This is a genomic window from Streptomyces sp. NPDC052496, from assembly GCF_040679095.1.
In the GTDB taxonomy this organism is placed as follows: Bacteria; Actinomycetota; Actinomycetes; order Streptomycetales; family Streptomycetaceae; genus Streptomyces.
In genome coordinates, this window is the sequence record NZ_JBFAUH010000013.1 from 40,321 (window position 1) to 62,593 (window position 22,273).

At 73.8% G+C, this 22,273-nt stretch carries 19 protein-coding genes; 12 read left to right on the top strand and 7 right to left on the bottom strand.

What is annotated here, in order from left to right; translation table 11 throughout:
- Positions 1 to 3 precede the first annotated feature (3 nt).
- Complete coding sequence (locus tag AB0L45_RS18405) at positions 4 to 453, bottom strand: MarR family transcriptional regulator (protein WP_365841048.1); 450 nt, start codon at positions 451 to 453, stop codon at positions 4 to 6.
- 130 nt (positions 454 to 583) lie between these two features.
- Here AB0L45_RS18405 and AB0L45_RS18410 point away from each other — a divergent pair, with 130 nt between their 5' ends.
- Entirely contained in the window at positions 584 to 772 is a 189-nt protein-coding gene (locus tag AB0L45_RS18410) for a ribbon-helix-helix protein, CopG family (protein WP_073759267.1), read from the top strand.
- 22 nt (positions 773 to 794) lie between these two features.
- Here the strand turns inward: AB0L45_RS18410 and AB0L45_RS18415 are convergent, their stop codons facing one another.
- Positions 795 to 2,264, bottom strand: a complete 1,470-nt coding sequence (locus tag AB0L45_RS18415; RefSeq protein ID WP_365841050.1) for an NCS2 family permease — start codon at positions 2,262 to 2,264, stop codon at positions 795 to 797.
- 285 nt (positions 2,265 to 2,549) lie between these two features.
- On the opposite strand from AB0L45_RS18415, the gene AB0L45_RS18420 reads away from it, so the two are divergent.
- On the top strand, positions 2,550 to 2,840 hold the full coding sequence (locus tag AB0L45_RS18420; protein ID WP_365841052.1) for a DUF2530 domain-containing protein: 291 nt from the start codon (positions 2,550 to 2,552) through the stop codon (positions 2,838 to 2,840).
- 139 nt (positions 2,841 to 2,979) lie between these two features.
- The gene (locus AB0L45_RS18425) at positions 2,980 to 5,397 is read left to right on the top strand and encodes an HAD-IC family P-type ATPase (protein ID WP_365841054.1); all 2,418 of its coding nucleotides are present in this window, start codon (positions 2,980 to 2,982) and stop codon (positions 5,395 to 5,397) included.
- A gap of 87 nt (positions 5,398 to 5,484) precedes the next feature.
- On the opposite strand, the gene AB0L45_RS18430 is transcribed toward AB0L45_RS18425, so the two are convergent.
- Together AB0L45_RS18430 and AB0L45_RS18435 are read right to left on the bottom strand one after the other, a co-directional pair.
- Positions 5,485 to 8,754 (bottom strand): molecular chaperone Hsp90, encoded by a 3,270-nt coding sequence (locus tag AB0L45_RS18430; RefSeq protein ID WP_365841056.1) that lies wholly within the window; start codon positions 8,752 to 8,754, stop codon positions 5,485 to 5,487.
- A gap of 1,114 nt (positions 8,755 to 9,868) precedes the next feature.
- Positions 9,869 to 10,768 (bottom strand): DUF3027 domain-containing protein, encoded by a 900-nt coding sequence (locus AB0L45_RS18435; protein WP_365841058.1) that lies wholly within the window; start codon positions 10,766 to 10,768, stop codon positions 9,869 to 9,871.
- Positions 10,769 to 11,168: 400 nt separating this feature from the next.
- Between AB0L45_RS18435 and AB0L45_RS18440 the strand changes: the two genes are divergently transcribed.
- From AB0L45_RS18440 to AB0L45_RS18455, 4 genes are read left to right on the top strand one after another with little or no spacing between them, the layout of a single operon-like run.
- Complete coding sequence (locus AB0L45_RS18440) at positions 11,169 to 12,581, top strand: MFS transporter (protein ID WP_365841060.1); 1,413 nt, start codon at positions 11,169 to 11,171, stop codon at positions 12,579 to 12,581.
- Between the two features lie 26 nt (positions 12,582 to 12,607).
- Positions 12,608 to 13,120, top strand: a complete 513-nt coding sequence (locus AB0L45_RS18445) for a hypothetical protein (RefSeq protein WP_365841062.1) — start codon at positions 12,608 to 12,610, stop codon at positions 13,118 to 13,120.
- 36 nt (positions 13,121 to 13,156) lie between these two features.
- Positions 13,157 to 13,948, top strand: a complete 792-nt coding sequence (locus tag AB0L45_RS18450; RefSeq protein WP_365841064.1) for a futalosine hydrolase — start codon at positions 13,157 to 13,159, stop codon at positions 13,946 to 13,948.
- A complete protein-coding gene (locus AB0L45_RS18455; protein ID WP_365841066.1) occupies positions 13,945 to 14,796 on the top strand; it encodes a 1,4-dihydroxy-6-naphthoate synthase in 852 nt (283 codons plus the stop codon). Before AB0L45_RS18450 ends, AB0L45_RS18455 begins: the two co-directional genes overlap by 4 nt.
- A gap of 21 nt (positions 14,797 to 14,817) precedes the next feature.
- Here AB0L45_RS18455 and AB0L45_RS18460 read toward each other — a convergent pair whose 3' ends face one another.
- Positions 14,818 to 15,201: a cold-shock protein gene (locus AB0L45_RS18460; RefSeq protein WP_031001692.1), complete on the bottom strand. Its 384-nt coding sequence runs from the start codon at positions 15,199 to 15,201 to the stop codon at positions 14,818 to 14,820.
- A 211-nt stretch (positions 15,202 to 15,412) separates the two neighbouring features.
- Here AB0L45_RS18460 and AB0L45_RS18465 point away from each other — a divergent pair, with 211 nt between their 5' ends.
- Entirely contained in the window at positions 15,413 to 15,652 is a 240-nt protein-coding gene (locus tag AB0L45_RS18465) for a hypothetical protein (RefSeq protein WP_365841068.1), read from the top strand.
- Between the two features lie 55 nt (positions 15,653 to 15,707).
- Here AB0L45_RS18465 and AB0L45_RS18470 read toward each other — a convergent pair whose 3' ends face one another.
- The gene (locus AB0L45_RS18470; protein ID WP_365841070.1) at positions 15,708 to 16,382 is read right to left on the bottom strand and encodes a haloacid dehalogenase-like hydrolase; all 675 of its coding nucleotides are present in this window, start codon (positions 16,380 to 16,382) and stop codon (positions 15,708 to 15,710) included.
- 119 nt (positions 16,383 to 16,501) lie between these two features.
- On the opposite strand from AB0L45_RS18470, the gene AB0L45_RS18475 reads away from it, so the two are divergent.
- The 4 genes from AB0L45_RS18475 (at position 16,502) to AB0L45_RS18490 (ending at position 20,669) form a co-directional block, all read left to right on the top strand.
- Positions 16,502 to 17,530 (top strand): iron ABC transporter permease, encoded by a 1,029-nt coding sequence (locus tag AB0L45_RS18475; RefSeq protein WP_365841072.1) that lies wholly within the window; start codon positions 16,502 to 16,504, stop codon positions 17,528 to 17,530.
- Positions 17,527 to 18,615: an iron ABC transporter permease gene (locus AB0L45_RS18480; RefSeq protein WP_365841074.1), complete on the top strand. Its 1,089-nt coding sequence runs from the start codon at positions 17,527 to 17,529 to the stop codon at positions 18,613 to 18,615. Before AB0L45_RS18475 ends, AB0L45_RS18480 begins: the two co-directional genes overlap by 4 nt.
- An 80-nt stretch (positions 18,616 to 18,695) precedes the next feature.
- Entirely contained in the window at positions 18,696 to 19,496 is an 801-nt protein-coding gene (locus AB0L45_RS18485; protein ID WP_365841362.1) for an ABC transporter ATP-binding protein, read from the top strand.
- 168 nt (positions 19,497 to 19,664) lie between these two features.
- Positions 19,665 to 20,669 (top strand): iron-siderophore ABC transporter substrate-binding protein, encoded by a 1,005-nt coding sequence (locus AB0L45_RS18490; RefSeq protein ID WP_365841075.1) that lies wholly within the window; start codon positions 19,665 to 19,667, stop codon positions 20,667 to 20,669.
- Between the two features lie 34 nt (positions 20,670 to 20,703).
- Here AB0L45_RS18490 and AB0L45_RS18495 read toward each other — a convergent pair whose 3' ends face one another.
- Entirely contained in the window at positions 20,704 to 22,155 is a 1,452-nt protein-coding gene (locus AB0L45_RS18495) for a hypothetical protein (RefSeq protein WP_365841077.1), read from the bottom strand.
- Between the last annotated feature and the right edge of the window lie 118 nt (positions 22,156 to 22,273).

Here is a 22,273-nt window from a genome sequence, read left to right on the forward strand (position 1 = left end):
TGTCTACAGCTGGGCGAGCTTCTCCAGCACGGGTGCGGCGGTCCGCAGTGCGGCCCACTCGTCCTCATCCAGCCCGGAGGCCAGCTCGGCCAGCCACGCGTTGCGTTTGCGGCGGCTCTCTTCGAGCATCGCCTCGGCCTGTTCGGTCTGGGTGACGACCTTCTGGCGGCGGTCGTCGGGGTGCGGTTCGAGCCGGACCAGGCCCTTGGCCTCCAGCATCGCGACGATGCGGGTCATCGACGGCGGCTGGACGTGCTCCTTGCGGGCCAGCTCGCCGGGGGTGGCGTGACCGCACCGGGCCAGGGTGCCGAGCACCGACATCTCGGTGGGGCTGAGCGACTCGTCGACTCGCTGGTGCTTGAGTCGGCGGGACAGCCGCATCACGGCGGACCGCAGCGCATTCACGGCGTCGGCGTCGGCGGCAGCGGCGTCGCCAAGGGACAGTTCCGGCATGTTCGTTAGCATAACTCATTACCCTCTCTAATGAAAGCCCGTACACCTGCGCCCACCCGCATCACCCTTCCGAGTGAGGACGCAGCGGAAAGTGACCCGCCTGACCAGGGCGTGAGAGGACCGTGGCGGTATGGGATCGGGAGTGCTCAGCCTGCGGATGGACGGGGAGCTGCTGGAGCGCCTTCGGCAGCACGCCGCGAAACGCGGAATGAGCGTCCAGGACTATGTGACCCGGACGCTCATCCGTGAAGACTTCGACGAACGTTTCAAGATGTCGGTGGACCGGACGGAGCGGTTCTACGCGGCCCCGCCGCTCTGAACCGTGCCGCCCACGGGGGCGCCTAGTGCACGCCCAGCGCCTGCTCGATCGGGTTGAGCAGGAAGTAGACGAGGAAGGCCACGCCCACGGCGTTCAGCAGCCACGGGATCTCCTTGAAGCGGCCGGTCGCCGTGCGCAGCAGGATGAAGGCCAGTACGCCCATGCCGATGCCGTTGGTGATGCTGTAGGTGAACGGCATCGAGATGATCGTCAGGAACGCCGGTACGGCGACCGTGAAGTCGCTCCAGTCGATCTCCCGGACGTTGGCCGACATGATCAGGAAGCCGACGACCAGCAGCGCGGGCGTCGCGGCCTGCGACGGGACGACCGTCGCCAGCGGTGTGAAGATCAGCGCCAGCAGGAAGAGCCCGCCGGTCACGACGTTCGCCAGCCCTGTACGGGCGCCCTCGCCGACGCCCGCCGTGGACTCCACGAAGCAGGTGTTGGCGGAGGCCGAGCCGACCCCGCCGGCCGCGACCGCGATGCCGTCCACCATCAGGATGCGGCCCATGCCGGGCAGGTTGCCGTCCTTGTCGGTCAGCCCGGCCTCCTCGCCGACGCCGATGATCGTGCCCATCGCGTCGAAGAAGCCGGACAGCAGCACGGTGAAGACGAAGAGGCAGCCGGTCAGCAGGCCGACCTCCTTGAAGCCGCCGAACAGGCTGATCTGGCCGACCAGGCCGAAGTCCGGCGCGCCGACGATGCTGTCCGGCACGTTCGGGACCGCCAGGCCCCAGCTCGCGTCGGGGATGTCCGCGACCGCATTCACGACGATCGCGACGACCGCCATCACGACCATGCCGATCAGGATGGCGCCCTTGGTCTTCCGTACGGTCAGCAGGAACATCAGCGCCAGGCCGACCACGAAGACCAGCACCGGCCAGCCCTGGAGCTGGCCGCCCTGGCCCAGCGCGAGCGGCACGGTGGTGTGCGCGGCGTCCGGGTTACGGGTGACGAAGCCCGCGTCGACCAGGCCGACCAGCGAGATGAACAGACCGATGCCGATGGCGATGGCGCGCCGCAGCCCGTTCGGGATCGCGTCCATGACGCGTTGCCGCAGGCCGGAGGCGACCAGGATCATCAGCACCAGACCGGCGAGCACGACCATGCCCATCGCGTCCGGCCAGCTCATCTTGGGGGCGAGCTGGAGGGAGACGACGGCGTTGATGCCGAGGCCGGCGGCGATGGCGATGGGCACGTTGCCGATGACGCCCATCAGGAGCGTGGACAGGCCGGCCATCAGCGCGGTGGCGGTGACGAGCTGGCCGTTGTCCAGCTGGTGCCCGAACTTGTCCTGGCCTGCGCCGAGGATGATCGGGTTCAGCACGACGATGTACGCCATGGCGAAGAAGGTGGCGAGACCGCCGCGCAGCTCACGGGAGACCGTGGACCCCCGCTGGGAGATCTTGAAGAACCGGTCGAGACCGTTCTTGGGCTGCTGCGGGCCTGGGCTCTGGACGGCGTCGACCGGCGTGGTGGCCGAGGGGGACATGCGCGGACCTCAGTCGTACGGGCCTGGGGGGGCGTGGGGGCCCCGGATCGGGCCCAGAACACAAACAAACCGGGTCGGATTGGAGGATTCCACGAATCAAACCAGTCAGATCCGGATAGGTTCAGTATGAATAAACAAGCCGGTGATCGCTATCTCCGCGCGTAGACCCTTGCGCGGAAAGGGCCGGACCCCGGCCCCGGCCCGGCCGGGCGCACCGTACGCCCACCGTCCGTACGGGACCAGCCTCGTACCGGCCGTGTCGGTGGCTGCCCGTAAGCTGACCCCATGTGGAAGAAGTCCGAACTGCGCGAGGCCCCGGAGCCTCTTGAGGGCCCCGTCGTCGGCACGATCACCGGCGGCACCATCATCTGGTTCGTGCTCTTCCTGGCCCAGCTCCCCTTCTACGGCTGGTTCGCCGACCACGACCGCACCTGGTGGGTGTGGACCTGCCTGGCCGGCGGCGGCCTCGGCCTCCTCGGCATCTGGTACGTCCGCAAGCGCGACGCCGCCATCAAGCGCGCGGCGGCCGCCGCGGCCGCGCCGGACACGGGCCGGGCCCCGGCGGACGCGTCCTGACGCCCTCACCGGCAAACCCACCCCAATGGGGACGCACTCCGCGCCTCCCCGGTTGACACCGGCCCCTCCAACAACTCCCGCCACCTTCCTGTCCGCATCCAGCGGGTGCATCGCCCCCTGCGCCCGTAACGTCGAAGGCATGACTGAGCGGGCCAGGACCGAAGTCGAGGAACCCGAGCCGGACGCCGGAACCGCGAACGGGACCGCCACCGCGCCGGCCCACCGCGGCCTGAGCGCCGCCGAGGTCGCCGAGCGGGTGGCCAGAGGCGAGGTCAACGACGTCCCCGTACGGTCCTCGCGCTCCACCGCCGACATCGTCCGCTCGAACGTCTTCACCCGCTTCAACGCCATCATCGGCGTGCTGTTCGTGATCATCCTGATCGTCGGCCCGATCCAGGACGGCCTGTTCGGCTTCGTCATCGTCGCCAACACCGGCATCGGGATCATTCAGGAGCTGCGCGCCAAGAAGACCCTGGACAGCCTCGCCGTCATCGGCGAGTCCCGGCCGACCGTACGGCGCGACGGCGAAGCCGCCGAGATCCCCACCTCCGAGGTGGTCCTCGGTGACGTCATCGAACTGGGCCCCGGCGACAAGGTCATCGTCGACGGCGAGGTCCTGGAGAGCGACGGCCTGGAGATCGACGAGTCGCTGCTCACCGGCGAGGCCGACCCCGTCGTCAAGAAGCCCGGCGAGAAGATGATGTCCGGCAGCTTCGTGGTCGCCGGCGGTGGCGCGTTCACCGCCACGAAGGTCGGGCGCGAGGCGTACGCCGCCCAGCTCGCCGAGGAGGCGTCCCGCTTCACCCTCGTCCACTCCGAGCTGCGCAGCGGCATCAGCCGGATCCTGAAGTACGTGACGTGGATGATGGTCCCCACCGCCGTCGGCCTCATCCTCAGCCACCTGTTCACGCTGAACATGGCGGGCGACGAGGCGGTGCGCCGGATGGTCGCCGGCATCGTCCCGATGATCCCCGAGGGCCTGGTCCTGCTCACCTCCGTCGCCTTCGCCATCGGCGTCATCCGGCTCGGCCGCAAGCAGTGCCTGGTCCAGGAGCTGCCCGCGATCGAGGGGCTGGCCCGCGTCGACGTGGTCTGCCTGGACAAGACCGGCACGCTGACCGAAGGCGGCATGGACGTCAGCGACCTGCGGTCGCTCGGCGACACCGACGAGCACCACCTCCAGCAGGTCCTCGGCGCCCTCGGCGCCTCCGACCCGCGCCCCAACGCCTCCCTCCAGGCGATCATCGACGCCTACCCGGCCGGCGACGGCTGGCGGTCCACCGACGCGCTGCCCTTCTCCTCCGCGCGCAAGTACAGCGGCGCGGCCCTCGAAAGCCCCGACGGCGAGCACACCACCTGGCTGCTCGGCGCCCCCGACGTCCTCCTGCCCTCCGGCGACGCCGCGCTCTCCCAGGTCGACGACCTGAACGCCCAGGGCCTGCGCGTCCTCCTGCTGGCCCGCGCCGACCGCGGCCTGCACGACTCCTCCCTCACCGACCACGTACGCCCCACCGCCCTCGTCGTCCTCGAACAGCGGCTGCGCCCCGACGCGATGGACACCCTGCGCTACTTCGAGGAACAGGGCGTCCAGGCGAAGGTCATCTCCGGCGACAACGCGGTGTCGGTCGGCGCGGTGGCCGGAAAACTGGGCATGCCGGGCGCCGACTCACCCGTCGACGCCCGCAAACTCCCCAGCGACCCGGACGACATGGGCAAGGTCCTGGAGGACGGCGCGGTCTTCGGCCGCGTCACACCCCAGCAGAAGCGGGACATGGTCGGCGCGCTCCAGAAGCGCGGCCGCATCGTCGCCATGACCGGTGACGGCGTCAACGACGTCCTCGCCCTCAAGGACGCGGACATCGGCGTCTCCATGGGCGCGGGCAGCGAGGCCACCAAGGCCGTCGCGCAGATCGTGCTGCTGAACAACAGTTTCGCGACGCTGCCGTCCGTCGTCGCCGAGGGCCGCCGGGTGATCGGCAACATCACCCGCGTCGCCACCCTCTTCCTGACCAAGACCGTCTACTCGGTGCTGCTCGCGATCCTCGTCGCCTGCTGCCAGATCCCGTACCCCTACCTGCCGCGCCACCTCACCCTGCTGTCCACCCTCACCATCGGCGTCCCCGCCTTCTTCCTCGCCCTCGCCCCCAACAAGGAGCGCGCGAAACCGCACTTCGTCCGGCGGGTGATGCGGTACGCCGTGCCCTCCGGCCTGATCATCGGCCTCGCCGCCTTCGCCACGTACCTCCTGGCCCGCAGCCACTACACCGGCCCCGACGCCCTCCCCGCCGAGACCAGCGCCGCCACCCTGACCCTCTTCCTCAGCGCCATGTGGGTCCTGGCGATCATCGCCCGCCCGTACACGTGGTGGCGTGTCGGACTGGTCCTGGCCATGGGCCTGGGCTTCCTGATCGTGCTCGTCGTCCCCTGGCTCCAGGACTTCTTCGACCTGAAACTGGTGGGTACGACCATGCCGTGGGCCGCGGTCGGCATCGCCGTGGCGGCGGCCGTGCTGCTGGAGATCGCCTGGCGGGTGATCGGGCGGCGCTTCCCGGCGTAGCCGCCCGCGCGTGAAGCCCTGCGCCGCCGGAAGACCGGCCACGGCGCGGGCCCGGCGACTGCGCCGGGGCCCGCGCCGTCCCGCCCTCTAGTCGAACCAGCGCGCCTCGGCCAGTTCCTCGGCGCGGTCCAGGTCCTCCAGGAGCGCCGCCGTCTCGAAGCGGCGGGGCCACTGGCCGGCGGCCCAGGCGAGACCGGCGGCGACGCCTTCCAGGGTGGCCGCGTGGAGGGTGCCGTCCGGGGTCCAGCGCCAGTCGAGTTCGGTGCCGTCCTCGACGGTCAGTTCCTCGTGCTCGACGTACGACTGCGGGGTGTCCGGGCCCAGCAGGGTACGTACGGGCTCCGGGACCTCGTGCCGGCTGCCCTCGGAGGCCACCGGCGCCGCGAAGACCTCGCTCAGCCGCCGTACCTGGAACAGCTCCGCCAGGTCCGCCGCGCGCGCCGGACGTACCGGCAGCAGCGGCAGGCCGGTGGCCAGCGGCATCAGGTCCGGCGCGTCCGCGACCACGGCCTCCGCCGCGTCCACGACCCGCACCTCGCCGTCGACGACGGCCCGCAGCTCGTCCGGGAGCGTCACCTGCTCGGGGTCCAGGTCCGCCAGCACCCCGTACAGCGCGTGCAACTGCGCGGAGCCCACCGTGCGCTCCGGGTCCGCGAGGCGGGCCAGCAGCTCGGCGGCGCCGCCCGGCTCCTCCAGGAGCGCCGCGACAGAAGTCCGTACGCCCAGGGCGCGCAGCACCTGCGCGTCCACCTCACCCGCGTCCGCCGACTCGTACAGCCCCGCCAGCAGCGGATCGCCGCCCGCCGCCCGCAGACCGGCCGGCCGGCGGCCGTCCAGCACCGGGTGCCCCCGCAGCCACCACGCCGCGTACGGGCGGACCGACTCGGTCGTACCGTCCGGCAGCAGCACCCGTACGGGCGCGGTCAGCGCGTCCCGCAGCGGCGGCCGCGACAGCATCGCCAGCGCCTGCGGCCACGCGTCGTCGTCCACCAGGTCCAGGTCCCGTACGGCCACGATCTCCGTCGCGACCGGCGGCACCGGCGTCTCCGGCAACCCGTCCAGGACGTCCTCGCACCACACGTCCACGGCGTCCAGCACACCGACGTCGTCCGGCTCGGTGAAGTCACCGTCGCGCGGCTCCAGCTCGTCCGGGTCCAGCACCACGTCAGGGGCGCGTACGAGGGCGAAGCCCGCCAGCACGCCGACGGCGGTCAGCGGCTGCTCCCCCCAGCGCTCCGCGAAGGCGGCGTCGACGGTGGCCAGCTCCCCCTCCCGGATCACCCGTTCGAAGTCACTCCCCGGCAGCACCAGTTCACCCGCCGGGGCCGGCTCGCCGTCCTCGTCCGGCAGCGCGAGCGCGGCCAGCCACGGCTCGTCACCGGGCGCCAGATGCGCGTCCCGTACGAGACCCAGCACGGCCTCCGCCAGCTCCTCGCCGCCGAGTCCGGCCGGCTCACCGTCGAAACCGAAGGCGTAATCGTCCTCCGCCGCGTCCAGCGAGCCCGCGACGGCCGCCCGCACCTGCGGAGTCGTCAGCACGGCGCGCGGGGCGGCCGGGGTGGCACCCAGCTTCTCCAGCAGCGGGTGCACGGCGTCCGGATGCGCGACCTTCAGGCCCAGGCGGGCCAGGACGGCGTGCCGCTCCGCCGCGTCGCCGTCCCCGTCGGGAAGCGGCAGCAGCACCTGGCGCGGACCGATCGTGGTCCGCGCCACCCGGCCCTCCTCGCCCGCGGGGCCCGCCAGCGGCACCGGCAGCCCGCTCAGCCGCTCCGGATCCGTACCGGCCAGCGAGTCGTACAGCCGCCACCACCACGCCGGCGACCGCTCCACGCCCGCCAGCCGGTCGACGACCTCGCCCAGCGGCACCCGCGCCACGCCCAGCGCCCGCAGCTCCGGCCGGCGCTCCAGCCCGGCGGGCAGCAGGCTCGGGAACAGCTCCGCCAGCACCCGGACCGTGTCCGCCCCGGCCCCCTCGACCAGCTCGGCGTCCACCGGCCGCAGCACGTACGCGTCCGCCTCGCCCCGCGCACCGCCCCAGCCGCCGCCCTCCCCGGGCGTCAGCTCGTCGGGACCGGCCGGCTCCGGCGCCGCCTCAAGGGGCAGCTCCGCGTCCGTGGCGGGCGCCGCCGCGCTCGGCAGGAACCGTACGCGCGGCAGCAGCTCCAGCACCTGCCGCCGCAGCTCGTTGTCCAGCTCCCCCTTGCCCAGCGGGCCCGGTACGAGGTCGATGACCCCCGCCGACACCGGCTGCCAGCCCGCCAGCAGCGACGCGTACGCCTCGGCGGCGCGCCGCACGAGATGATCCGTCAGCGCACCGGGCGCGACGCGCCGCCGCGTCGGCTCCAGCGGGAACGACGCGATCAGCAGGCCCGGCAGGCCCTGCGGCTCGTCGGTCGGGGTCGGCGCGTGCACCACCGGCGTGGTCGCCGGGCGCGCCGGCGCGCCCTCCTCGTCCACCGGGACCGCCCACGTCACCGCCCAGTGCGGCCGCAGCCGCTCCTCCACCGGGCGGTCGGCCAGCAGCGCCGCGTCCAGCCCGCCGCTCTCGCTCACCACACGCCAGCGTGAGGTGCCGCGCTCGCTGTCCTCGATGACGACGTACGCGCCCTCCTGGCGCCGCCGCATCTCCCGCACGCCGTCCGGCGTCTCCACCACGACCTCGGCCAGACCCGGCAACGTCAGCAGCAACGCGGCGTCGATACCGGCCAGCAGGCGCACCGTCAGCTCGTGCGCGGCGCCGTCGCGCAGCGGCAGCACGACGGAGGTGTCATAGCCCTGGGGAGCGCTGCCCTCGGCGGGGAAGGGCAGGCGCAGCACCGGTACGTGGCCGTCACGGCGGCGCAGCTCGCCCCCGAGGCCGGGGCTGTGCGCGGCGAACTTCCCGGCCAGCTCCCGGGCCTCGGCCAGGGACCAGCGGACGCCGCCGGTCCGGCCGATCAGCGCGGGCTCGTCGCTGACCGCGAGCACCGCCGAGAAGCCGACGCCGAAGCGGCCGACGGAGACCGCGGCCTCGGTCTCGCGCTTGGCGGAGGCGCGCAGCGTGGCCAGCGATTCGACGCCGGTGGCGTCGATGGGGGCGCCGGTGTTGGAGGCGACCAGCACGCCGGGGCCGGTACCGGGGCCTTCGGCCGGGTGCAGGGTCAGGCGCAGCCGTCCGGGGACGCCGGCGCGGGCCGCGGCGTCCGAGGCGTTCTGCGCCAGCTCCACGGCGAGCCGGTCGCGGTACCCGCCGAGCGCGAGATCCTCCTCGGCGTTCGCGTCCTCCCGGAACCGGGCCGGCGAGGCCGCCCAGGCATCGAGCACCCCCCGCCGCAGCCGAGCCGTCCCGAACGGATCTGCCTCTGCCGCTTCGCTCACGTTCTCTCCCGTTCTCCGATGCCGAGCTTTACTTTCTACCGGGTGGGGGTGGGGGGTGGGGGTGGTGGGGTGCTGCGTTGGTTGTGGCTGGGGTTCCTGTTGTCCTCAATCGCCGGACGGGCTTGTGGGTGCTGCGCCGGGCTGTTGTGGGGGCCTTGTGGGGGTGCGCCGTGTGCGCGATGGGTCCGGTGGGTGGGGGCTCGGGGCCACACAGGGGTCACTCCTCGGCACCGTGTACGTCGCCCGGGGCGTGAAGTGAACCCGGGCTCCCGGCTGACCTGCGGGGAGACCCCTGTATGTCCCCGAGCCCGCGCCGTTTGCGGGTATCCCGCCATCGTGGCGAAAATTCCACAAGCTCACTCGCGCGCAGCGCGAGAGGAACCTTCTTCGCGCGCAGCGGGGGGACCTTCCTCGCGCGCGGCACGGGGGGACCTTGCTCGCGCGAAGCGCGAGGGAGGCGGGCACGCACCCGGGCCGCCTTACGAGGCTCGCGTGACGCGGAATGACGTCCCGGCCCCGGCGTGAGCCTCACCATGTGGTCAGGGCACACCAGGGTGATCGCCCCCTCCCCCCAGCTGTCCCGGCCTCGCCGAACCGGCCCGAGGGGGCGTGTAGGGGGCCATCCCCGCAGGTCAGCCGGGAGCCCGGGTTCACTTCACGCCCCGGGTGACGTACACGGTGCCGAGGAGTTGGCCCCCTGCGCGCCCCCGCCCCGGCACCAACCTCTGCGAGCCGCGCGACAGCGCAAACCCTCGCGCGAAGCGCGAGGAGGCAGGCCGGCATCCGGGCCGCGATTCAGGGCGCGTGCAGTGGGCCACGCCCCTACCGCCACGTGAGCCTCACCATGTGGTGGGGGCACACCAGGGTCATCGACATCCTCCCCCCAGCTGTCCCGGCCTCGCCAAACCGGCCTGAGGGGGTGCGTAGGGGGCCATCCCCGCAGGTCAGCCGGGAGCCCGGGTTCACTTCACGCCCCGGGCGACGTACACGGTGCCGAGGAGTTGGCCCCCTGCGCGCCCCCGCCCCCAAACGAAACCCATGCGAGCCGCGCGACAGCGCAAACCTCGCGCGAAGCGCGAGACCAGGTCCACGGCCACCCGCCGCGTAGCGGCACTCAGCTATGGCCGAATTCCTCCGCCGGCCCGGACTCCTCCACGGACCCCCCCGACCGATCCGGCCGCAAGGCAAACGCATCGACGACGGTCTCGTCGATGACAGGCGGCGCCGGCCGCGGAGGCCTCGGCATGACGGCTGCCTCGGAGTGCCCCCCGCAGCCGTAGCCCAGGGACACCACGTGCCCGTCCGCGGGTCCGAACTCGTTGGCGCAGATGCCGAAGGCCTGGCGGAGGGAGCCGGCCAGGGGCACCAGGAAGCCGCAGGAGACGCAGTTGGCGGGGGCTGCCTGGGCCATGGCGGTCTTGGGGCCGTACTCCTCCTCCCAGCGGTCGGCCGCAGCGTGCAGGCCGTAGCGGGAGAGGACGCGGGGCCGCCCCATGCCCAGCTCCTCGGCGACCGCGGCGATGCTCCCGCGCGCGGTCGTCTCGGGCTGGGCCGCGGGCGAGCCGGCCTCGACCTCGGCGTCCTCGGCGTCCGCGACCTCGGTGACGCCCGGCAGTACCCCGGTGCCGGCGCTCCCGGCGCCCCCGGCGCCCTGCTCAAGGCGGAGATCCTCGGCCTCCGTGGGGAGGAGGTCTCCGGGGCCCATGTCCCCCGGCCGCAGCCGCTCGCTCCAGGGCACCCATTCGGGGGCCAGCAGCGCGTCGGGGCCGGGCAGCAGGACGGACTCGTCGAGGGTGACGTGCTTGGCGCGGGAGGCGCGGGCGACGGTGACGGCCCAGCGCCAGCCCCGGTAGCCGGGCTCCTTGCATTCGAACAGGTGGGTGACGACACGGTCCCCGTCGGCGACGGCGTCGACGTGCTCGCCGACCGTGCCCGGCGCGGCGGCCTCCTCGGCCGCGGTGCGGGCAAGGTCGACCGCCTCGGCGCACAGGCGGTCAGGGGTACGGCTTCGCATCGCAGCACTCACAAGAATCGATTCTCTCTTCCACGCCGTCTCACGAGTGCGCCAGCCGGAGCTGTCCTGTCCTTGTCCGGACGACCGGCGTGCCGGGGCGGGCGGAGCGGACCTGGGGACCGCGTCGACGTCCGCGCCCGGTCATCTCGGTCGAGCGCACCTCTTACGAACCATTCTGCGGGATCGCGGCAAGGCGCGCGGCCAAGAACGACCGCCGGTGGCGCGCTACACACGCTACCCCTTCAACGGTGTACGACCCCTCGCCGGGAGCGGCAAATGTCACCGGCAGCGTCCGGCGGCCGTGCGGCGCGGCGCGACAGGGCCCGGAAAGAGCCATGTCCCGGGCGAGTTGGGGCAGTATGGCTGGGTGGCTGCCGGACGGGCGTCGAGAAGGCCGAGGATGTCGCGGGCGTCGCGGATCCCCGGGTCGGGGACAACCGGGAGAGCGGCCCGGGCCGCGGGCCGGGCGCTGCGCCGTCCGTTCACAGCGGCCGGACGGGGCGTACGGCGTGCCACGCACGCGCACGGCGCGGGCGAGTCGGGGCTGGGCAAACTGATCGAGCTGCACGCGGTGAACTCGGCCGGTGACATGTTGATCACAGTGGCGCTGGCTTCGACGGTCTTCTTCTCGGTGCCGACGGACCAGGCGCGCGGCCGGGTGGCGCTCTACCTGGCGATCACGATGGCCCCCTTCGCGCTGCTGGCGCCGGTGATCGGGCCGCTGCTGGACCGGTTGCCGCACGGCCGCCGGGCGGCGATGGCAGGGGCGATGCTGGCCCGCGCGCTGCTCGCGCTGACCATGTCGGGGGCGGTGGCGGGCGGCGGGCTGGAGCTGTATCCGGCGGCACTGGGCGTATTGGTGTCTTCGAAGGCGTACGGAGTGGTGCGGAGCGCCGTCGTGCCGCGCCTGCTGCCGCCCCGTATCTCGTTGGTGAAGGCCAATTCCCGGGTGACGCTGGCCGGGCTGCTGGCGACGGGAGCGGCGGCGCCGCTGGGCGCCGGGCTGCATCTGATCGGGCCGGGCTGGCCGCTGTACGGGGCTTTCGCGGTGTTCGTGGCGGGCACGTTCCTGTCGTTCTCGCTGCCGCACAAGGTGGACTCGGCGAAGGGTGAGGGGCGGGCCCGGCTGACGTCGGTGGAGGACGCCGAGGGGCCCGGGAAGGCGGCGGCCGAGCGGCCGGGGCGGGCGCCGGCGGGCGGGCGCCGGCCGGGGCTGCGGACGGTGGGGCCTTCGGTGCTGCACGGTCTTCAGGCGAACTGCGCGCTGCGGTCGCTGTCGGGCCTGCTGACGTTCTTCCTGGCGTTCCTGTTGCGCGAGCACCCGCTGGGCGGGCTGGGGCCGGAGGTGTCGCTGGGACTGGTGGCGGTGGCGGCGGGCGCGGGCAACGCGCTGGGGACGGCGGTCGGCGCGTGGCTGCGGTCCAGAGCCCCGGAGCTGATCATCGCGGCGGTGCTGGGCCTGTCGCTGGCCGTCGCGGTCACGGCGGCGGTCTTCTACGCGGTGCTGGCGATCGTGGTGGTGACGGCCGCGGCGGCGACGGCGGGGCTCTGCCAGGCCCTGGGGAAGCTGTCGCTGGACGCGCTGATCCAGCGGGACGTGCCGGAGGTGGTCCGTACGTCGGCGTTCGCCCGTTCCGAGACCGTGTTGCAGCTTTCGTCGGTGCTCGGCGGCGCCGTCGGGATCGCGCTGCCGCTGATCGGGACGGTGGGCCTGGCGGTGGCCGCGGCACTGGTGGCGGCCGGCGCGCTGCTGGCCGTACGGGGTCTGCTGGGCGCGGCGCGGCACGGCGCGCCCCACCCTCGTGTGGCGTGAGAGGAACCGACCGATAGCCTGCCCGCATGACCGCGTTCTCTTCTTGGGGCACAGGCCGCCGCGCCGCTGCCGCCCTCGGTGCCGTGTCCCTGGGGCTCGTCACCCTCTCCGCCTGTGAGAAGCCGACTCCGCTCGCCACGGTGACCGCCGGCAAGGACACCGTGACCGCCGAGGCCGCCTGTTACGAAGACGGCAAGGTGATCGGCGATCTGGCCGCCAGCGACAAGAAGGCGCAGGCCGAGTTCACCAAGTGCCTGACCACCGAGCCCAAGAAGACGCTCACCGTGCACCCGGGTGAGAAGCTGCGGCTCGGCGTCGAGCCGGACGTGGCCGAGGACGGCTGGATCGCGCTGTCCAACAACAGCCCGATCACCAACGTCAGCAAGCAGACGTACCAGGTCGTCGACAGCGCCGACCAGCTCTTCGTCAACCAGCAGACCCGCAGCCTGGCCGACTCCACCGTGGTCTCCGTCGTCGCCACCAAGGGCGGCAAGTACACGGGCGTGTGGAACGTCAAGCTCAAGCGCGCGGAATCCTGATTCCGCTGACGTGCGCGTGAGGCTGGTGGTGGTGAGGTGACCGTGACGCGTGTCCTGGTCGTCACCGCCGTCGCCGCCGAGCGCGACGCGGTGACCGCGGGCGCGGCCGGTGGCCGCGGCGCCGAGACCGTCACGCTGCCCGGCGGCTACGCGCTGCACCGGGTACGGGCTGCCGCGCCGCCCGCGGACGAGCGGGCCGGCGTGGTCCTCGACGTGCTCGCCGCCGGGGTCGGCCCGGCCGCCGCTGCCGCCGGGACGGCGACCGCGCTGACCGTCGCGATCTGTGGCGGAGCCGGGTACGACCTTGTCATCTCCGCCGGGATCGGCGGCGGTTTCGGGCCCGGTCCGGGCCCGGACCGGCCCGGTGCCGCGGTCGGTGCCACGGTCGTCGCGGACCGGATCGTCGCCGCGGACCTGGGCGCCGAGACTCCGGACGGCTTCGTTCCGGTGACCGAGCTGGGCTTCGGGACCGTCGTCCACACTCCGCCGCCGGACCTCGTGCGGGCCCTCGCCGCGGCCACCGGTGCCGTGTGCGGCACGGTGCTCACCGCCTCGACCGTGACCGGCAGCGCGGAGCACGCCGCGCGCCTCGCCGCGCGCCACCCGCGCGCCCTCGTCGAGGCGATGGAGGGCTTCGGCGTCGCCGAGGCCGCCGCCGCGCAGGGCCTGCCGGTGCTCGAAATCCGTACGGTCTCCAACGCCGTCGGCCCGCGTGACCGCGCCGCGTGGCGCATCGGGGACGCGCTCGGCGCGCTCTCCGCCGCCTGCGCCGCGCTCCCCCGCGTCCTGACGGCGGCCGGAGCCCCGACCTCCTGGAGGACGCCATGAGCGACGCGCTCACGATCGCCTATTCGCCGTGCCCCAACGACACCTTCGTCTTCCACGCGTGGGCGCACGGCAAGGTCCCGGGCGCGCCCGAGCTGGACGTCACCTTCGCCGACATCGACATCACCAACGGCATGGCCGAGCGCGGCGAGGGCGACATCCTGAAGGTGTCGTACGCGGTGCTGCCGTGGGTGCTGGAGGAGTACGCGCTGCTGCCCTGCGGCGGCGCGCTGGGGCGCGGCTGCGGCCCGCTGGTGCTCACCAAGGAGCCGGGCGAGGCCAAGGACCTGGCGGGCAAGAAGGTGGCGGTGCCCAGTGAGCGGTCGACCGCGTACCTGCTGTTCCGGCTGTGGGCGGCCGAGGAGGTGCCCGGCGGCGTCGGCGAGGTCGAGGTGCTGCCGTTCGACGAGATCATGCCGGCGGTACGGGACGGCCGGGTGGACGCCGGGCTGGTCATCCACGAGGCCCGCTTCACGTACCAGAACTACGGGCTGAACTGCCTGGCCGACATGGGCGAGCACTGGGAGCGCACGACGGGCCTGCCGATCCCGCTGGGCGCGATCATCGCCAAGCGCTCGCTGGGCGCCGAGCGGCTGCGCGCGCTGGCCGCGGCGGCCCGCGAGTCCGTACGGATGGCCTGGGACGACACCGAGGCGTCGCGCGCGTACGTGCTGGAGCACGCGCAGGAGATGGATCCGGCCGTCGCCGACCAGCACATCGGCCTGTACGTGAACGAGTTCACCGCCGACCTCGGCGAGGACGGTTACGCGGCCGTGCGCGGGCTGCTCACGCGTGCCGCGGCCGAGGGGCTCGTACCGCCCCTCGGCCGCGATGCGCTCAGCTTCGGCTAGGACCTCTCCGGTCGCCGGCCGTCAGACGTCCAGCTGGTCGGCGACCGCCCGGAGCATGCCGGCGATCTTCGAGCCGTGCGCCTTGTCGGGGTAGCGGCCGCGCTCCAGCTGCTGGGTGACGCTCTCCAGGAGCGTGGTGAGGTCCTGCACGATCGACGCCAGCTCGTCCGGCTTGCGGCGCTGGGCCGCCGCCACCGACGGCGCGGGGTCGAGGATCGTCACCGAAAGCGCCTGGTCACCGCGCTGGCCGGCCACCACGCCGAACTCGACGCGCTGGCCCGGCTTGAGTGCGTCCACGCCGTCGGGCAGCACCGACGAGTGCACGAAGACGTCACCGCCGTCGTCGCGGGAGAGAAAGCCGAAGCCCTTCTCGCTGTTGAACCACTTGACCTTGCCGGTAGGCACGTCTGTCCTCGTCCTCGTACTCGTCGGAAAACCACTGGGGTCTGATTACGGTTTACGGTGTTTCCTGCGTCTTCTGCGGGAAAACAGCTCTGGATAGCAGTGCAGCGGGCCATCCGACCCGCCACCCCCCAAGGCTAATGGTCCGGTGCCCGGTGACAAGACGTCGCCGGGTGGTTCCCCCGCGCTTCTGGCCCGGACTTACCCTGGTCCTGTGTCTGACGAAACTCCCCAGGCCGGGGATCTGCTGGTGCGGATCGGCGCGATTGTTTTCCTGATTGGCGCGGTGGCCACTCTCGCCACCGTCACCCCGTTGTTCATCGGGGCCGATCCGCTGCCGTCCGTCTTCTACTGGGTCTGCATGCTGATGGGCGTCGGCTTCGTCGTCGCCGGAGCCGGAGTGCTGCGTTCCGTCGCGGCACAGCGGCGGCAGGCGAGGTCCTCCACGGTGTGAGCGGGCGCGCCCGGCGGACCCACGCGTTCCGCCGGACTGACGGGTTCCGGCGGACTCACGCGTTCCGCCGGGCCCGCTGCGCCACGTACTCCTCCAGCCAGGCCGGGAAGCCGGTCAGGTCGTCCAGGAGGACGTTCGCGCCGGCCGCGCGCAGCTCGTCCGCGTCGCACGGGCCGGTGGCCACGGCGACGGACACCGCGTCGGCGGTCCGCGCGCCGCGTACGTCACCGGTGTGGTCACCGACGTAGACGGACGCGCCGTGCGCGCGCAGCGCCTCGGCCTTGGCCTCCGCCCACAGCGAGCCGATGACGGCGTCCGCGCCGATGTCCAGGTGGTCCAGGTGCAGCTTGGCGTTGGGCTCGTACTTTGCGGTCACCACGACCGCCCGGCCGCCGTGCCGCTGGACGGCGGCCACCGCCTCGCGGGCGCCCGGCATCGCGAGCGTCCCGGTGATCGCGTGCGTCGGGTACAGCTCGCGGTACAGGTCGCTGACCTCCGCGACCCGCTCCTCGGGGAACCACCGGCGGATCTCCTGCTCCAGCGGCGGCCCGAGCCGGGTGATCGCCGCGTCCGCGTCCACGTACGTCCCCGTCGCGGCGGACAGCGCCTCGTAGGCCGCCTTGATGCCGGGGCGCGAGTCGATCAGCGTCATGTCCAGGTCGAAGCCGACGGTGAGCGTCTGCGCGGCCGTGGCAGCCGTGGGGCCGGGTACCGGGGTGTGCGAAGCCATGGTGGCCATTGTGGCCGATGACGGCGGCGGGGCGGGCTCCTACACTGGCCCCGCCCGACCGCGCTCTCCGCCCCGCCTGACCGCACCCCGCCCCGCGGCGCCGTCGCGAAAGGGAGCCGATGCCTGCCGTCCGGTCCAGCAGCCCCAGAGCCTCCCTGACGAGACGCCGCGCCGGGTGGACGGCGGGGGCGGCGCTGGCCCTGCTGCCGGCGGTGCTGCTCTCGCTCGCGGTCGGCAGCCGCCCGTTCGCGCCGTCCGAGGTGCTCGGCGCGCTGCTGTACGGCGGGGACGGCGACGCCGCGCAGGTGGTGCGGCTGCTCCGGCTGCCGCGCACACTGATCGGGCTGCTGGTCGGTGCCGCGCTCGCCCTCGCGGGCACGGCGATGCAGGCCGTCACCCGTAACCCCATCGCCGACCCGGGTGTCCTCGGAATCAGCCAGGGGGCCTCGGTGGGTGTGGTGCTCGCGCTGTCCTTCCTGGGGGTGCACACCCCCGGCGGTTACGTGTGGTTCGCCTTCGCGGGCGCCGGGATCGCGGCGGTGATCGTGTACGCGATCGCCGCGGGCGGGCGCGGCGGCGCCACGCCGGTGAAGCTGGCGCTGTCCGGCGCGGCCGTCAACGCGCTGCTGGTCGCCGGGACGACGGCGGTGCTGACGACGAAGGCCGCCGCACTGGACGAGTTCCGGTTCTGGCAGGTCGGCTCGCTGACCGGCCGGGACAGCGCGGTCGCCGCGCAGCTCTGGCCGTTCCTGGCGGCCGGCGCGGTGCTCGTGCTGTCCGTCGCGCGGGGCCTGGACGCGCTGGCGCTCGGCGAGGACGTGGCCAAGGGGCTCGGGCAGAACGTCGCCGCCGTACGCGCCGTGGCCGGGCTCGGAGCGGCCGTACTGACCGGCGCGGGCGTCGCGGCGGCCGGCCCGATCGCCTTCGTGGGCCTGGCCGTACCGCACCTCGCCCGCGCCGCCGTAGGCGGCGGCCACCGCTGGCTGCTGCCGATGGCGGCGCTGCTCGGCCCGGTCGTCGTGCTGGTCTCGGACACCGTCGGGCGGGTGCTGTTCCCGCCGTCGGAGGTGCCGGCGGGGGTGCTGACGGCGCTGCTCGGCGTGCCGTTCCTGGTGGTGCTGGTGCGGCGGCGGGGAGTGCCGGCGTGACGGCCCCGGTGGTCGGGTGCGGTGCCGCGGTGCGGCGGGGGCGTACGCGGCCCACGGGGTACGCCCTCGTGCGCGCCGGGCGCGTGTCCTTCCTCGTGCACCGGCGCTCGGTGGCCGTCACCGGCGTACTCGCCGCGCTGCTCGCCGCCGGCTGCCTGGCGTACCTGTGCGTCGGCGAGTCCTTCGTGGCGCCCGGCGAGGCACTGAAGGCCGTCATCGGGCAGCCCTCCTCGGCGGAGCTGGTCGTCGGGACGCTGCGGCTGCCGCGGATGGCCGTCGGGCTGCTGGTCGGCGCCGCCTTCGGGGTGGCGGGCGCCCTGCTCCAGACCGTCGCCCGCAACCCGCTGGCCAGCCCGGACGTCATCGGCGTCACGCAGGGCGCGAGCGCGCTGACGGTGGGCGCGATGACGTACGGCGTGACCTCGTACGCCGTCCTGCCGTACCTGTCGGTCGCCGGCGGCGTCCTCGCCGCAGCGCTCGGCTACGTCTTCGCCTGGCGCGGCGGCCTGCACGCCACCCGCTTCGTCCTGATCGGCATCGGTTTCGCCGTCGCGCTGCGCTCGGTCACCCAGCTGTTCCTCACCAAGGGCGACTACCTCGTCGCCCAGCAGGCCCAGGTGTGGATGACCGGCTCGCTCAACGGGCGCGGCTGGGCCGAGGCCGCGCCGCTCGGCCGGGCGCTGCTGGTCCTGCTGCCCGCCGTCCTGTGGGCGGCCCGCGCCCAGCGCGCCGTCCCGATGGACGACGACACCGCGACCGCCCTCGGCGTACGGCTGAACCGCACCCGGCTCGGCCTGGTCGCGCTCGGCGTGGTGCTGGCGTCGACGGCGACCGGCGCGGCCGGCCCGGTCGACTTCGTGGCGCTGCTCGCCCCGCAGACCGCCCGCCGTCTGACCCGTACGGCGCAGATACCGCTGCTGTGCTCAGCGCTGCTCGGCGCGCTCGTCGTCGTCCTCGGCGACCTGCTCGCCCGCAAGCTCCTCGCACCGACCGAACTGCCGGTGGGCGTGCTGACCGCGGCCGTCGGCGCCCCGTACCTGATGCACCTGATCATCCGCAGCCGTGCCGTGGGGGGACGCAGGTGACCGAGGGCAGCGAGGGCGGTCAAGGCGGCGAGGGCGGCCAGGGCGCGGCGCCCGCCGTCAGCCGTCTCACGGCGCGGGGACTGACGCTCGCCTACGAGGACCGCACCGTCGTCGACGGGCTCGACCTCGACGTCCCGCACGGCGCGGTCACGGTCGTCGTCGGTCCCAACGCCTGCGGCAAGTCCACGCTGCTGCGGGCACTGGGCCGGCTGCTGAAGCCGCGCCGCGGCGCGGTCCTGCTGGACGGCACGGACCTGGCCCGCCTCCCCACCAAGAAGATCGCCCGGTCGGTGGGGCTGCTGCCGCAGACCCCGGTGGCCCCGGAGGCGATCACCGTCGCCGACCTGGTCTCGCGCGGCCGCCAGCCGCATCAGCGCTGGTGGCAGCAGTGGTCCGAGGCGGACGAGCGGGCCGTCGCGGAGGCCATGGACCGTACGGACGTGGCGCGGCTCGCCGACCGGGCGGTGGACGAACTGTCCGGCGGGCAGCGGCAGCGGGTGTGGATCGCGATGGCGCTCGCCCAGGAGACCGACCTGCTGCTCCTGGACGAGCCGACGACCTACCTGGACATCTCGCACCAGGTCGAGGTGCTGGACCTGATCCGGCAGCTCAACCACGACCGGGGGCGCACCGTCGTCGCCGTGCTGCACGACCTCGACCAGGCCGCGCGCTACGCCGACCATCTGATCGCCATGAAACAGGGGCGCATCGTCGCGCAGGGGCACCCGTCGGCGGTCGTCACGGCCGCGCTGGTGCGCACGGTGTTCGGGCTGGAGTCGGTGGTCGTACCCGATCCGGTGACGGGCTCGCCCCTGGTGGTGCCGGGGCGGCCTTGGCAAGCGCCGGGCGGGGAGGGCACGGTCGTACGCGGCCGTTCCTGAGCCGGCTCGCCGGGTGTCCGGCCGTGTGTGCGTCCAGTCCAGCCGAAGGGGCTTGTCATGCCGCTCTCCGCAGATCGCTGTCCGGTTCCGCGCCTGGTTTCCCGTCCGGTTCCGCGCCTGGCTCACCGTCCGGTTCCGCGGGCCGGGCGCCGTCGTGCCGCGGTCGCCGTGGCTGCCGCGCTGGCCGCTTCCGTGACGCTGACCGCCTGCGGTCCGGGCGGATCGTCCGGTACGGGCCGTTCCGACGGCGGTTCCGCGAAGGCCGCCGACTGCCCGGCCCAGCCCGCCACCACCTGGGCGCGGCCCGCGTCCGGCACGGGCACGCACCGGGTCCGTACGGCACAGGGCGAGGTGGAGGTGCCCGCCGCGCCGCGGCGCGTGGTGGTGCTGGACACCGCGGAGCTGGACTCCGCGATCACGCTCGGGGTGCGGCCGGTCGGCGCCACCCGCTCCGACGTGGCCGGCGGCTTCCTGGACTACCTGCCGAAGGACAAGCTCACCGGTATCGAGGACGTCGGCCGGATCGGCGCGCCGAACCTGGAGGCGGTGGCCGCGCTCAAGCCCGACCTGATCCTCACCAGCAAGGTGCGCGACGGCAAGCGGTACGAGCAGCTGAAGGCCATCGCGCCCACGGTCATGACGGAGACCACCGGCTACCCGTGGAAGCAGAACTTCGCCACGCACGCCGCCGCACTGGGCAGGATCCCCCAGGCCAGGCGGGTGGCGGCGGCGTACGAGGCACACGCCGAGCGCGTCACCGCGGCGCTGGGCGGGGCCGCGGCGGTCCAGCGCACGACGGTCAACGTGGTCCGCTTCGTCGAGGGCGCCGACACCCGCATCTACGGCTGCCGCAGCTACATCGGCACCGTCCTCGACGACGTCGGCACCGGCCCGACCAGCGTGGTGCAGGACGCGCCGGACGGCATGATGGCCGAGGTCAGCGCGGAGCAGATCACCCGGGCCGACGCGGACGCGGTCTTCTACACGGCGTACGGCAGCCCCGAGAAGTCCAAGGAGTCGCAGGTCACCGGCGGGGCGCTGTGGAAGAACATGAAGGCGGCCAGGAACGGCCGCACCTTCCGCGTCGACGACGAACTGTGGATCCAGGGCATCGGCTACACGGCGGCCGGCAAGATCCTGGCGCAGTTGCAGGAGAAGCTGGCGAAGAAGTAGGCGGAGCGGCGGGCCTGTCCGGGCCCGCCGTCACTCAGCGCGGCTGCCGCCGCATCCGCCACACCAGGAACAGCGCCGAGGCGACGGCCGCGACCCGCACCACCACCGGCAGCACACCGGCCAGCTCGTGCCCGAGCTGCCCCTCGGCGATGGGCTCGCCCCACCGCCCGTCCACGCGGCCCCACAGCCACACCACCAGTCCGCCCACGACCACCCCCGGCACGCCGAGCGCCGCGAACTTCGCCTCGCCGCGCAGCAGCCGCCGGGACGTGTACGCGAGCACCCAGCCGCCGGCCAGCGCCAGCCACGAACCCAGCACCGCGCCCGCGACCAGCAGCAGCACCGCCAGCAGCAGGACGGGGCTGAGCGGCGGCCGCGCGGCCTGCACGTACTCGACCGGCTCCGGGTCCTCGGCGTACGGCTCGGCCGCGGCCGACCGCCGCCGCCACGCGAGGACGCGCGGCAGCACGCCGGTGCGGGGCACAGCGGCCGTCTCCTCGCCGGGCTCGCCGTCCGCCTCCTCGTCCCCGGCCTCCTCACCGTCCTCGTCGCGCTCGCCCTTCTCCAGGGACAGCGGGCCGTCCTGCCGCTCCCCCGGCGGGCGCTCGCGGATCTCGGGGATCTCGATGCCGCCGACGAAGCCGGGCACCGTCTCGCCGGGCTCGTACGGCCCGTACGGCGCGAACGGGCCCTCCGCCACGCGCCACCAGTCGGGCTCGCCGGCCCCCTCGCCGAAGGCCACGGTGCTGTCGCCGAGCTCGTCGAAGCCCGCGAGGTGCGGCGGGGACGCGGGCGGCGGCGGCTCCGGCTCCCGCGCGCGGGCCGAGCGGCGCCTGCCGTCGCGCGGGGCGGGGACCTTGCCGGCCAGGCCGCGCAGCCCTTCGCCCAGGCCGGAGAGGCTCGGGAGGCCGCTGGTCCTGGGGGAGCTGTGGTTCCTGGGCGGGGTGTCGTTCTCGGGCAGGTTGACGTTCTTGCGGATGTTGTCGTTCTTGTGGAGGTTGCTCCTCGTCGGCGGGCTGTCGCTCGTGGGCGCGCCGTCGCGCGTAGGCGGGCTGTGGCGCTTGGCCGTGGCGCCGTCATGACCGCCGGAACCAGTGGTTCCGCTCGCTTCGCCGGGAAGGCCCGTACCGCTGCCCCCACCGGCGTTCGTACGGCCGCCCGCACCGCCGCCCTGGCCGAAGCGGCGCGCGGCGCCACCCAGTTTGTCGCGCAGGCCCGGCCGCGGCGGCGGTTCCGCCCCCGCCCGCGGTGTCCGCTCGGCCGGCGGAGCGCTGCCGCCCGCCGCGGACACCACCGCCTCCGGCGTACCGAGCCGGGCCAGCACGCGTCTGACCCCGGGCACCGTGTCCGGCTTCGCCGCGTCCACCTGTGCCCGCAGCTCGGCCACCAGGCGCATCCGCGCCCCGGAGGACAGCCCGCGCTGCTGGGCCAGATCACCGACCCGGCTCAGATAGTCAAAGACCAGCTGGTCGCTCTCGATCCCCACGAAATCCCCTGTGGCACAGCCCGGTTCCCTCCCGAGACCGTACCCCCGATCGCCCGTCCCACGGGGGTGGCGAGGCCGACCGGCCCGCGTGGGGCGCGTACCGGCCGGTGCCGGCGGC

What these genes read in the sequence shown, in the direction of transcription:
- AB0L45_RS18405 (WP_365841048.1), bottom strand. Translation starts at nt 453, where the DNA reads ATGCCGGAACTGTCCCTTGGCGACGCCGCTGCCGCCGACGCCGACGCC.
- AB0L45_RS18410 (WP_073759267.1), top strand. Translation starts at nt 584, where the DNA reads ATGGGATCGGGAGTGCTCAGCCTGCGGATGGACGGGGAGCTGCTGGAG.
- AB0L45_RS18415 (WP_365841050.1), bottom strand. Translation starts at nt 2,264, where the DNA reads ATGTCCCCCTCGGCCACCACGCCGGTCGACGCCGTCCAGAGCCCAGGC.
- AB0L45_RS18420 (WP_365841052.1), top strand. Translation starts at nt 2,550, where the DNA reads ATGTGGAAGAAGTCCGAACTGCGCGAGGCCCCGGAGCCTCTTGAGGGC.
- AB0L45_RS18425 (WP_365841054.1), top strand. Translation starts at nt 2,980, where the DNA reads ATGACTGAGCGGGCCAGGACCGAAGTCGAGGAACCCGAGCCGGACGCC.
- AB0L45_RS18435 (WP_365841058.1), bottom strand. Translation starts at nt 10,768, where the DNA reads ATGCGAAGCCGTACCCCTGACCGCCTGTGCGCCGAGGCGGTCGACCTT.
- AB0L45_RS18440 (WP_365841060.1), top strand. Translation starts at nt 11,169, where the DNA reads ATGTCGCGGGCGTCGCGGATCCCCGGGTCGGGGACAACCGGGAGAGCG.
- AB0L45_RS18445 (WP_365841062.1), top strand. Translation starts at nt 12,608, where the DNA reads ATGACCGCGTTCTCTTCTTGGGGCACAGGCCGCCGCGCCGCTGCCGCC.
- AB0L45_RS18455 (WP_365841066.1), top strand. Translation starts at nt 13,945, where the DNA reads ATGAGCGACGCGCTCACGATCGCCTATTCGCCGTGCCCCAACGACACC.
- AB0L45_RS18470 (WP_365841070.1), bottom strand. Translation starts at nt 16,382, where the DNA reads ATGGCTTCGCACACCCCGGTACCCGGCCCCACGGCTGCCACGGCCGCG.
- AB0L45_RS18475 (WP_365841072.1), top strand. Translation starts at nt 16,502, where the DNA reads ATGCCTGCCGTCCGGTCCAGCAGCCCCAGAGCCTCCCTGACGAGACGC.